We start from the raw sequence: 11,757 nt of genomic DNA on the forward strand, positions 1-11,757 counted from the left end.
AATTGTGAATCCGGGCGATTTCATTGAGCGCCGGGTAAAAAACCGAAGCTTTTTCCCACTGAATCGGTTCATCCCGATGATTAGCCTGCTACCATTTGTCACACGATGTTGCAGGCGTCCCCTTTTTCCCGGTCAAACGGGCCGCGCGCCGCGACGAAAAAATGCTCAAGCCGTTCGCAGAAACGGACAACCATCAATGCCTGATGAGGTGCACCCCATGTCTGATGCAGATCGAGACAACCCGCGGCGTGAGTTCTTGCGCAAATCCCTGACCCTGATTCCCGTGGTCACCCTCGCCGGCACCGGCTTGGGCAGCAGCGTGTTGCAAGCTGCACCTGAAGCCACCCCGACGGCGCCCGCAGCAACACCGACCCAGGCTGACGCCAGCGCTTATCAGCCGAGCTATTTTACCGCCGAGGAATGGGCCTTCATCAACGCCGCCGTGGCGCAATTGATCCCCAATGACGAGCAAGGCCCGGGGGCTCTGGAAGCCGGCGTGCCGGAATACATCGACCGCCAGATGAACACCCCGTACGCGGCCGGTGCCCTGTGGTACATGCAGGGTCCGTTCAACGCCGACGCTGCGCCGGAGATGGGCTGGCAGAGCAAACTGGTGCCCAAAGAGATCTATCGCCTGGGCATCGCTGCCACGGATCAGTGGGCAAAATCCCTCAACGGTAAAACATTTGCCGAGCAAGACAGCGCTACCCGAGACGATTTGCTCAAGCAACTCGAAGCGGGCAAACCGCAGTTCGATGCGGTTCCAGCGAAGATTTTCTTCAGCCTGCTGCTGCAAAACACCAAGGAAGGGTTCTTCTGCGACCCGATCCACGGCGGCAATAAAGGCATGGTCGGCTGGACCATGATCGGCTTCCCCGGCGCCCGCGCCGATTTCATGGATTGGGTGGAACGCAACGAGCAGTACCCCTTCCCGGCAGTTTCGATTCGCGGCGAGAGGGCTTGAGCATGGCAACCGTAATGAAGAAGGTCGACGCGGTGATCGTCGGTTTTGGCTGGACTGGCGCGATCATGGCCAAGGAGCTGACCGAAGCCGGGCTCAACGTGCTGGCGCTGGAGCGCGGGCCGATGCAGGACACCTACCCTGACGGCAACTATCCGCAGGTCATCGACGAACTCACCTACAGCGTGCGCAAAAAACTCTTTCAGGACATCTCGAAGGAAACCGTCACCATCCGCCACAGCGTCAACGACATCGCCCTGCCAAACCGCCAGTTGGGCGCGTTCCTGCCGGGTAATGGCGTCGGCGGCGCCGGCTTGCACTGGTCGGGCGTGCATTTTCGCGTCGATCCGATCGAACTGCGTATGCGCAGCCATTACGAAGAACGCTACGGCAAACGCTTCATCCCCAAGGACATGACCATCCAGGACTTCGGCGTCAGCTATGAAGAACTGGAACCGTTTTTCGATTTCGCCGAAAAGGTCTTCGGCACCTCGGGCCAGGCCTGGACCGTGAAAGGTCAACTGGTCGGTCAGGGCAAGGGCGGCAACCCTTACGCACCGGATCGCTCCAATCCGTTCCCGCTGGAAGCGCAGAAGAACACCGTTTCCGCACAGCTGTTCGGCAAAGCAGCGACAGAGGTCGGTTACAAACCCTACAACCTGCCGTCGGCGAATACTTCAGGCCCGTACACCAACCCCTACGGCGCACAGATGGGCCCGTGCAATTTCTGCGGATTCTGCAGCGGTTACGTGTGCTACATGTATTCGAAGGCGTCGCCGAACGTGAACATTCTGCCAGCGCTCAAGCCGCTGCCGAATTTCGAATTGCGGCCCAACTCGCATGTGCTGCGGGTCAATCTCGACAGCACCAAGTCCAAGGCCACCGGCGTGACTTACATCGATGGCCAGGGCCGCGAGATCGAGCAGCCGGCGGATCTGGTGATTCTCGGCGCCTTCCAGCTGCACAACGTGCGCCTGATGCTGCTCTCGGGCATCGGCAAACCGTACGACCCGATCAGCGGCGAAGGCGTGGTCGGGCGTAACTTCGCCTACCAGAACATGGCGACCATCAAGGCGTTCTTCGACAAAGACACCCACACCAACAACTTCATCGGGGCCGGCGGCAACGGTGTGGCGCTGGATGACTTCAACGCCGACAACTTCGACCACGGCCCGCACGGCTTCGTCGGCGGCTCGCCGATGTGGGTCAACCAGGCCGGCAGCCGGCCGATTGCCGGCACCTCGAACCCGCCCGGCACGCCGGCCTGGGGTAGCCAGTGGAAACGCGCGACCGCCGATTACTACACCCACCAGGTGTCGATGGACGCCCACGGCGCGCATCAGTCCTACAGAGGCAACTACCTCGATCTGGATCCGGTGTACCGGGATGCCTACGGTTTGCCGCTGCTGCGCATGACCTTCGACTGGCAGGAAAACGACATCAAGATGAACCGCTTCATGGTCGAGAAAATGGGCAAGGTTGCCCAAGCCATGGGCCCGAAAGCCATTGCGGTGATCGGCAAGCAGGTCGGTGATCACTTCAACACCGCGGCCTACCAGACCACCCACCTCAACGGTGGCGCGATCATGGGCACCGATCCGAAAAAGAGTGCCCTGAACCGTTACCTGCAGAGCTGGGACGTGCACAACGTGTTTGTGCCAGGTGCGTCGGCGTTTCCGCAAGGCTTGGGTTACAACCCGACCGGGCTGGTGGCGGCGTTGACCTACTGGTCGGCCAAGGCGATCCGCGAGCAATACCTGAAAAACCCCGGCCCGCTGGTTCAGGCATAAGGAGCGATGACCATGAAAAATCTCGTTATCGCCACCCTGGCCCTGCTCGGCAGTGCTGCCGTGCACGCCGCCGACGTCGATCAGGCGTTGATCAAACAAGGCGAATACCTCGCCCGCGCGGGTGACTGCGTGGCCTGCCACACCGCCAAGAACGGCAAGCCGTTCGCCGGCGGCCTGCCGATGGAAACACCGATCGGCACGATCTACTCGACCAACATCACTCCAGACAAAACCGGCGTCGGTGATTACAGCTTTGAGGATTTCGACCAAGCGGTGCGCCACGGCGTCGCCAAAAACGGTAGTACGTTGTACCCGGCGATGCCGTATCCGTCCTACGCCCGGGTCAGCGAAACCGACATGCAGGCGCTGTACGCCTACTTCATGCACGGCGTTGAACCAGTGGCGCAGGAGAACAAGGCCAGCGACATCCCATGGCCGCTGAGCATGCGCTGGCCGCTGATGGGCTGGCGCTGGCTGTTTGCGCCGAAAGTCGAGGACTACAAGGCCACTTCGGACGACCCGGTGTTCGACCGCGGCGCCTATCTGGTCGAGGGCCTCGGTCATTGCGGCGCGTGCCATACGCCACGGGCGCTGACCATGCAGGAAAAATCCCTGAGCGCGGCGGATGGCAAGAGCTTCCTCGCCGGCAGTGCGCCGCTGGAAGGCTGGATCGCCAAAAGTCTGCGCGGTGATCACAAGGATGGCCTGGGCAGCTGGAGCGAAGCGCAGTTGGTGCAGTTCCTCAAGACCGGACGCAGCGACCGCAGCGCAGTGTTCGGCGGCATGAGCGATGTGGTGACTCACAGCATGCAATACATGACCGACGCCGACCTCACTGCGATTGCCCGCTACCTCAAGTCACTGCCAGCAGTTGATCCGAACGATCAGCCGCACCAGTACGACGAGAAAGCCGCCAAAGCCCTGTGGAACGGCGACGACAGTCAACGCGGCGCAGCGGTGTACATCGACAACTGCGCGGCCTGCCACCGTACCGACGGCCACGGCTACACCCGGGTGTTCCCGGCGCTGGCGGGCAATCCGGTGCTGCAATCGGAGGATCCGACATCGCTGATCCACATCGTGCTCAAGGGCGGTACCTTGCCGGCGACGCACACGGCACCCTCGACCTTCACCATGCCGGGTTTCGCCTGGCGGTTGTCGGATCAGGAAGTGGCGGATGTGGTGAGTTTCATCCGTGGCAGTTGGGGCAACAAAGGGGCGCCGGTGAAAGCCGCTGACGTCGCCGAGTTGCGTAAGGAGGATATGAAGCACACCTCCGGCGATGACCTCGGTCAGGTCACGCAACACAACTGACCAGTCGCCCGACGGCACTAGCCAGATGAGCAACGCCCCGATACTGTATATGCACACAGTATCGGGGCGTTTTCATGTCTACTCCATTGCCACCGCGCGGTCGCGGCACTGCGACCAACCCGCACAACCGCTTTGCGCCGAACCGTTCGGTAGCCGAGGACGACGGCTGGTATCAGGAAGTGCCCGAGACACAGAACACCGAGATGATGATCGAGACCGCGAAAACCATCATCACTCGCAACACCTCGCCGGACCTGCCCTTTGATCGCTCAATCAACCCCTATCGCGGCTGCGAGCACGGTTGCATCTATTGCTATGCGCGACCGAGCCATGCCTATTGGGACATGTCGCCGGGGCTGGATTTCGAAACCCGGCTGATCGCCAAGACCAACGCCGCCCAGGTGCTGGAAGAACAGCTTGGGAAAAGAGGTTATCAGTGCGCGCCGATCAACCTCGGCTCCAATACCGACCCGTACCAACCCATCGAACGTGAACACCGGATCACCCGCCAGACCCTCGAGGTGCTGCTGCGCTATCGGCACCCTGTGACCATCGTCACCAAGGGCTCGCTGATCCTGCGTGACCTCGATCTGCTCACGGAGCTGGCGCAACAACGGCTGGTGGCGGTGATGATCAGCCTGACGACGCTGGACGATGAACTCAAACGCATCCTCGAACCGCGTGCCGCGGCACCCAAGGCCCGGCTGCGGGCGATCCGGGTGATGCGCGAAGCAGGCATTCCGGTGGGGGTGCTGTGTTCGCCGATGATCCCGATGATCAACGACAGCGAAATCGAAAGTCTGCTGACCGAGGCACATGCCGTCGGTGCACAAAGTGCCGCCTACATGATGTTGCGCCTGCCGCTGGAAGTGGCGCCGTTGTTCGAGGAGTGGTTACAGGCGCACTATCCGCAGCGTGCGGCCCATGTCCTGAGCCTGATCCGCCAGAGCCGTGGCGGCGAGCTCTACGACAGCCGTTTCGGTGCACGCATGCGCGGCGAGGGGCCGTTTGCCGACCTGCTCGCGCAACGTTTCGCCAAAGCCATTAAACGTCTCGGCCTAAACCACCGTGAGGGCTATAACCTTGACTGCACGGCCTTCTGTCCGCCGGGTCGCCAGATGTCGTTGATTTAGCGTCAATTTGCCTATGGTTGCTGGGTTGGAGTCCTTCCGTCGAAATACCTCAGTCACGTTTTTTGTGACCTGGAACACACGTTCTAGAGCGCTTGATTCAGTTTGAGTTAAGTTTCGGCGGCTACCTTGTTCATCGAGTGACTGACGGGTCGGGATGGCCCGGATGTTTTAAACAGCCACTGGCTTCATACCGGAATACACGGGAACGACTCCCCGAATCCGCCAAAGAGGATGAATCATGAGTGACAAGGATAAACAGCCGTTGGCTGCGTCGGCGCAAGCCGTCCCTGGGGCGGAATCCGCCGATGCAGCGCTGCGAACGATCGTTGACGGCTTTTTGCATTTTCATCATGAGGTCTTCCCGCAACAGGAAGAACTCTTCAAGAAACTCGCCACGGCGCAATCGCCACGGGCAATGTTCATCACCTGCGCCGACTCGCGCATCGTGCCCGAGCTGATCACCCAGAGTTCGCCAGGCGATCTGTTCGTGACCCGTAACGTCGGCAACGTCGTGCCGCCTTACGGCCAGATGAACGGTGGCGTTTCCACTGCCATCGAATACGCGGTACTGGCGCTGGGCGTGCAACACATCATCATCTGCGGCCACTCCGATTGCGGTGCCATGCGCGCAGTGCTCAATCCGGACAGCCTGGAAAAAATGCCGACGGTCAAAGCCTGGCTGCGTCATGCGGAAGTGGCGAAGACCATGGTGCATGACAACTGCAACTGCACCGACGAAAAAGAAAGCATGCCGATCCTCACCGAGGAGAACGTCATCGCTCAACTGCAGCACTTGCGTACCCATCCTTCGGTAGCCTCACGCATGGCGAACGGTCATCTGTTCATCCATGGCTGGGTCTACAACATCGAAACCAGCGAAATCAAAGCTTACGACGCGGATCAGGGACGCTTCCTGCCGCTCGACGGCAGCCATCCGATTCCGGTGGCGACGCCCAAAGCGCGCTTCTAAATCTTCCTAAAAATCTGTGTGGTTTGACGCCGGCCGCTGTTTCAGCGGTGCGGCGAAGCCACGCCTGAAGAAAACTTCGGGAGAGTCACCATGCGTGCTGCTCAATTGAAAGCGGTTCTGCCACGGGAGTTGCTGGCTTCGGTGGTTGTGTTTCTGGTCGCCCTGCCGCTGTGCATGGGTATTGCGATTGCTTCCGGGTTGCCACCGGCCAAAGGCCTGATCACTGGGATCATTGGTGGTCTGGTGGTCGGTTGGCTGGCGGGGTCGCCGTTGCAGGTCAGCGGGCCGGCGGCGGGTCTGGCGGTGCTGGTGTTCGAGTTGGTGCGCCAGCACGGCATCGAGATGCTCGGGCCGATTCTGCTGCTCGCCGGTTTCCTGCAACTGGTGGCCGGGCGTTTGAAGCTCGGTTGCTGGTTTCGGGTGACGGCGCCAGCGGTGGTCTACGGCATGCTCGCGGGGATCGGCGTGCTGATCGTTCTGTCGCAGGTGCATGTGATGCTGGATGCCAAGCCGCAGCCCTCGGGCCTGGATAACCTCACGGCCTTCCCCGGCGCGGTGGCGCAAGCCTTGCCGTCGTTTGGCTGGCAGGCCGGACTGCTCGGGCTGGCGACCATTGCGGTGATGTGGCTGTGGGAGAAATTGCGTCCGCATTCGCTGCGCTTCATTCCCGGTGCGCTGCTCGGCGTTGGCCTGGCCACGGGCGCCAGCCTGCTGCTGGCATTGCAGGTGAAACGGGTCGAGGTGCCGGAGAATCTGGCCGAAGCCATCGACTGGCTGAAACCGGCGGATTTGCTCAGCCTTGCTGATCCAACCCTGCTGATTGCGGCTTTTGCCGTGGCATTCATCGCCAGCGCCGAAACCCTGTTGTCGGCGGCGGCGGTGGATCGCATGCACAGCGGTGTGCGCTCGGACTTCGACCGTGAACTCTCAGCGCAGGGCGTCGGCAACATGCTTTGCGGACTGGTCGGTGCGCTGCCGATGACCGGGGTGATCGTGCGCAGTTCGGCCAACGTCCAGGCTGGCGCAACCACCCGCTATTCGACGATCTTCCATGGTTTGTGGCTGCTGGCGTTCGTGCTGTTGTTGTCGAGCGTGCTGCAAAGCATTCCGGTGGCGAGTCTGGCAGGCGTGCTGGTATACACCGGTTTCAAACTGGTGGACCTCAAGGCCTTTCGCGGTCTGGGCCGTTACGGGCGGATGCCGATGTTCACCTACGCCGCCACGGCGCTGGCGATCATCTTCACCGACCTGCTGACCGGTGTGTTGATCGGTTTCGGTTTGACGATGTTGAAACTGGCGTTCAAGGCGTCGCGCCTGAAGATCAGCCTGATCGACCTGCCGCAGGACGGTGAGATGGAATTGCGTCTGGTGGGCGCGGCGACCTTTCTCAAGGTACCGGCACTGACCCAGGTACTGGGCAGCATTCCAGCGGGCACAACGGTGCATGTGCCGCTCAACCACCTGAGCTACATCGACCATTCGTGTCTGGAATTGCTGGAGGAGTGGGGCCGGGCGAATGCGGCAAAGGGGTCGAAGCTGTTGATCGAGTCACGTGGGTTGAAGCGACGGTTGGAGGGGCGGGTTCGGACCAATACCGGCATCGGTGCGGCTGGTTAAATCCCTCATATACAAATAAACCCTGTGGGAGCTGGCTTGCCAGCGATGGCGGTCTTTCAGTCACTGAAAATGTCGGCTGATCTACCGCTATCGCTGGCAAGCCAGCTCCCACAGGTATTTGTGTGGAACGCGGGTTACGCAGCGGGCTGATCCAGCTCCAGGCCAACGCCCAGGCGGCGGCCCATGCACGGCCAGCGCTTCCATGCGGCACCGGTGTCCGGGCTGCTCAGTTTGTCGCGGTAGGCTTCTACCGATTCCAGCGCAAAACTCTCGTCGTCGAGCATCTCGTCGATGGTGTGATGCACGACTTCATCCAGTTGATTGGCAAATTCCTCACCGAGCAGCTGGTGAGCAATCAGGTTGGCGACCGTCATGTCCAAGGGGATCAGTGGCTGGCCGAGGTGTTTGATGTACAGGTCGTTGACCTCTTCGACAAAGCGGTGCGCCAGATAGGCTTCGTCCAGCAGGCTGTCCAGACCGACCGGCGGCTGGAGGAAGTACTGCTCGGCGATTTTCAGCACCGGTTTGATCTGCGACTCGATTCCCGCTTCCCTGGCAACTTCATTGGCTGCGTCCAGCATGTCTGGTACTTCATCGATATAGGCGGTGACAAAACTCGTCAACGCGTCTTCGCGATTAGCGTCCGGCAACTGAATGGCCGAATGCAGATGAGGCAACTTGGCTTCCAGCTGACGCTTGAGCCGTCCGGTTTCGTTTTCGGTCTGTCGGGCTTTTTGGATCTGCTCGCGCAATGCGGCGGTGTTCATGAAAACTCCAGGGAACAAGGCAATGAAATAGGGAAGACATAACTTAGCTGGCTTACGAAAAATGCTAAGACGCATTTGTCATAATTATTTCATCCTTGATGCAGCAGCGTTATATCGGTTCGCCACCACTCGTCTGCATCCTTCTCCATTCGTGCCCTTTAGCGCAAGTCCCGGCTGTTTCAGAACATTAACGCCACGACATTGCAATTTCCGGCGGCTGTCTATACTCGCCATTGAATGGAGTTAGCTGATGACGCCCGACTGCCCACGCAGCAAGGCCCGGCGATTCAAGTTCGTAGTCTGATGCAGCCGCTCCCTTGCCGAAGGCGTTGCGCCTACGGGATAACAAGAACGATAAGGGGAACCCGCAATGATGCGACATCCACACGTCTGGATGGGCCTCCTGTTGTGGTCGATTTTCAGCCCGGCTCAGGCGGCCTGGACTGTGAATATGGCGCCTGGAGCGACTGAAATCAGTCACGCAGTATTCGACCTGCACATGACCATTTTCTGGATCTGTGTGGTGATCGGGATCATCGTCTTCGGTGCCATGTTCTGGTCGATGATCGTGCATCGCCGCTCGACCGGGCAGGTCGCCGCAAAATTCCACGAAAGCACCACCGTTGAAATTCTCTGGACTGTCGTGCCGCTGCTGATCCTGGTGGCGATGGCCGTTCCGGCGACCGCCACCCTGATCCGCATGTACGACACCAGTGAGCCGGATATCGATATCCAGATCACCGGTTATCAATGGAAGTGGCACTACAAATACCTGGGTCAGGACGTCGAATTCTTCAGCAACCTGGCCACCCCCGCCGAACAGATTCACAACAAGGAAGCCAAGGGCGAGCACTACCTGCTCGAAGTCGACAAGCCGCTGGTGTTGCCGGTCGGCGCCAAGGTGCGCTTCCTCGTGACTTCCGCCGACGTCATCCACTCGTGGTGGGTGCCGGCGTTCGCGGTCAAGCGCGATGCGATTCCGGGGTTCGTCAACGAAGCCTGGACGCGCATCGACAAGCCCGGCCTCTACCGTGGCCAGTGCGCCGAGTTGTGCGGCAAGGACCACGGCTTCATGCCGATCGTGGTCGACGTCAAGGAGAAGGCCGACTACGACAAGTGGCTCGCCGAGCGCAAAGCCGAAGCCGCGCAGCTCAAGGAGCTGACCAGCAAGGAATGGACGCTGGACGAACTCAAGGAACGTGGCGACAAGATCTATCACACCACCTGCGTGGCCTGTCACCAGGCTGAAGGTCAGGGCCTGCCGCCGATGTTCCCGGCGCTCAAGGGCTCACCGATTGCCACCGGGCCGAAAGCCGACCACCTGCACCGCGTGTACTTCGGCAAACCCGGCACCGCCATGGCGGCGTTCGGCAAGCAGTTGTCGGAAGTCGATATCGCAGCGGTGGTGACCTACGAACGTAACGCCTGGGGTAACAACAAGGGCGACATGGTCACGCCAAAAGAAGTGCTTGAGCTCAAACAGGCGGAAAGCAAATGAGCCGGTCTATCGCGAACTTCGTGAATCGGTCGGGGCAATGCGCCCCGGCCCGCCCCGTCCACTCACGTAAAGGAGACCGGCCATGAGCGCTGTAATCGATGACCACGGTCATGCCGACCACGCCCACGGCCCCGCCAAAGGCCTGATGCGCTGGGTGCTGACCACCAACCACAAGGACATCGGCACGCTGTATCTGTGGTTTGCCTTCTGCATGTTCCTGCTCGGCGGCACGTTCGCCATGGTGATCCGCGCCGAGCTGTTCCAGCCCGGGCTGCAGATCGTCGAACCGGCATTCTTCAACCAGATGACCACCATGCACGGTCTGGTGATGGTCTTCGGCGCGGTGATGCCAGCGTTCGTCGGCCTCGCCAACTGGATGATCCCGTTGATGATCGGCGCGCCGGACATGGCCCTGCCACGGATGAACAACTTCAGCTTCTGGCTGCTGCCGGCGGCGTTCCTGCTGCTGGTCTCGACCCTGTTTACCGCCGGTGGCGGGCCGAACTTCGGCTGGACGTTCTATGCGCCGCTGTCCACCACCTACGCGCCGGAAAGCGTCACCTACTTCATCTTCGCCATCCACTTGATGGGGATCAGTTCGATCATGGGCGCGATCAACGTGATCGCCACCATCCTCAACCTGCGCGCCCCCGGCATGACCCTGATGAAAATGCCGTTGTTCGTCTGGACCTGGCTGATCACCGCGTTCCTGCTGATCGCGGTGATGCCGGTGCTGGCCGGGTGCGTGACGATGATGTTGATGGACATCCACTTCGGCACCAGTTTCTTCAGTGCCGCCGGTGGCGGTGATCCGGTGCTGTTCCAGCACGTGTTCTGGTTCTTCGGGCATCCCGAGGTGTACATCATGATCCTGCCGGCCTTCGGTGCCGTCAGCCAGATCATCCCGACCTTCTCGCGCAAGCCGCTGTTCGGCTACACCTCGATGGTCTATGCCACGGCGAGCATCGCGTTCCTGTCGTTCATCGTCTGGGCGCACCACATGTTCGTGGTCGGCATCCCGCTGGTGGGCGAGCTGTTCTTCATGTACGCGACCATGCTCATCGCCGTCCCGACCGGGGTGAAGGTGTTCAACTGGGCCAGCACCATGTGGCAAGGCTCGCTGACCTTCGAGACGCCGATGCTGTTCGCCGTGGCGTTCGTGATCCTGTTCTCGATCGGCGGTTTCTCCGGGCTGATGCTCGCTATCGCCCCGGCGGACTTCCAGTACCAGGACACCTACTTCGTGGTCGCGCACTTCCACTACGTGCTGGTGCCGGGGGCGATTTTCGGCATCTTCGCCTCGGCCTATTACTGGCTGCCGAAGTGGACCGGGCACATGTACGACGAAACCCTTGGCAAGCTGCATTTCTGGCTGTCATTCGTCGGCATGAACCTGACCTTCTTCCCGATGCACTTCGTGGGACTGGCAGGAATGCCGCGACGGATTCCGGACTACAACCTGCAGTTCGCCGACTTCAACATGGTCTCCTCGATCGGCGCATTCATGTTCGGCGCCACGCAGATCTTCTTCCTGTTCATCGTGATCAAGACCATTCGCGGTGGCGCGCCAGCCCCGGCCAAACCGTGGGACGGCGCCGAAGGCCTGGAGTGGAGCGTGCCGTCGCCGGCGCCGTATCACACCTTCACCACGCCGCCGGAAGTGAAATGAAACGCTCCTCTGTTAACGCGACCCCTGTGGCGAGGGAG

General features: G+C 60.6%; 9 protein-coding genes. 8 read left to right on the forward strand and 1 reads right to left on the reverse strand.

Annotated features, from left to right (window positions below; all coding sequences use genetic code 11):
• Positions 1 to 217 precede the first annotated feature (217 nt).
• The 6 genes from OC71_RS25970 (at position 218) to OC71_RS25995 (ending at position 7,785) form a co-directional block, all read left to right on the forward strand.
• The gene (locus tag OC71_RS25970; RefSeq protein WP_041074759.1) at positions 218 to 964 is read left to right on the forward strand and encodes a gluconate 2-dehydrogenase subunit 3 family protein; all 747 of its coding nucleotides are present in this window, start codon (positions 218 to 220) and stop codon (positions 962 to 964) included.
• A 2-nt stretch (positions 965 to 966) separates the two neighbouring features.
• Positions 967 to 2,751, forward strand: coding sequence for a GMC family oxidoreductase (locus OC71_RS25975; protein ID WP_041074761.1), 1,785 nt, complete (start codon positions 967 to 969; stop codon positions 2,749 to 2,751).
• Between the two features lie 12 nt (positions 2,752 to 2,763).
• Positions 2,764 to 4,065 (forward strand): cytochrome c, encoded by a 1,302-nt coding sequence (locus OC71_RS25980; protein WP_041074763.1) that lies wholly within the window; start codon positions 2,764 to 2,766, stop codon positions 4,063 to 4,065.
• Between the two features lie 74 nt (positions 4,066 to 4,139).
• Positions 4,140 to 5,198, forward strand: coding sequence for a PA0069 family radical SAM protein (locus tag OC71_RS25985; protein ID WP_041074765.1), 1,059 nt, complete (start codon positions 4,140 to 4,142; stop codon positions 5,196 to 5,198).
• A 238-nt stretch (positions 5,199 to 5,436) separates the two neighbouring features.
• Positions 5,437 to 6,168 (forward strand): carbonic anhydrase, encoded by a 732-nt coding sequence (locus OC71_RS25990; protein ID WP_041074767.1) that lies wholly within the window; start codon positions 5,437 to 5,439, stop codon positions 6,166 to 6,168.
• A 90-nt stretch (positions 6,169 to 6,258) separates the two neighbouring features.
• Complete coding sequence (locus OC71_RS25995) at positions 6,259 to 7,785, forward strand: SulP family inorganic anion transporter (RefSeq protein ID WP_041074768.1); 1,527 nt, start codon at positions 6,259 to 6,261, stop codon at positions 7,783 to 7,785.
• A 134-nt stretch (positions 7,786 to 7,919) separates the two neighbouring features.
• On the opposite strand, the gene OC71_RS26000 is transcribed toward OC71_RS25995, so the two are convergent.
• Positions 7,920 to 8,552, reverse strand: a complete 633-nt coding sequence (locus OC71_RS26000) for a hypothetical protein (RefSeq protein WP_027610219.1) — start codon at positions 8,550 to 8,552, stop codon at positions 7,920 to 7,922.
• 370 nt (positions 8,553 to 8,922) lie between these two features.
• On the opposite strand from OC71_RS26000, the gene coxB reads away from it, so the two are divergent.
• Positions 8,923 to 10,050 carry a cytochrome c oxidase subunit II gene (coxB, locus tag OC71_RS26005; protein ID WP_041074770.1) on the forward strand — a complete coding sequence of 376 codons (1,128 nt, stop codon included), beginning with the start codon at positions 8,923 to 8,925 and terminating at the stop codon, positions 10,048 to 10,050.
• A gap of 82 nt (positions 10,051 to 10,132) precedes the next feature.
• Positions 10,133 to 11,719 (forward strand): cytochrome c oxidase subunit I, encoded by a 1,587-nt coding sequence (gene ctaD, locus OC71_RS26010; protein ID WP_041074772.1) that lies wholly within the window; start codon positions 10,133 to 10,135, stop codon positions 11,717 to 11,719.
• Positions 11,720 to 11,757: the final 38 nt, after the last annotated feature.

The organism is Pseudomonas sp. W15Feb9B, assembly GCF_000828175.1.
Taxonomy (GTDB): Bacteria; Pseudomonadota; Gammaproteobacteria; order Pseudomonadales; family Pseudomonadaceae; genus Aquipseudomonas; species Aquipseudomonas parakoreensis.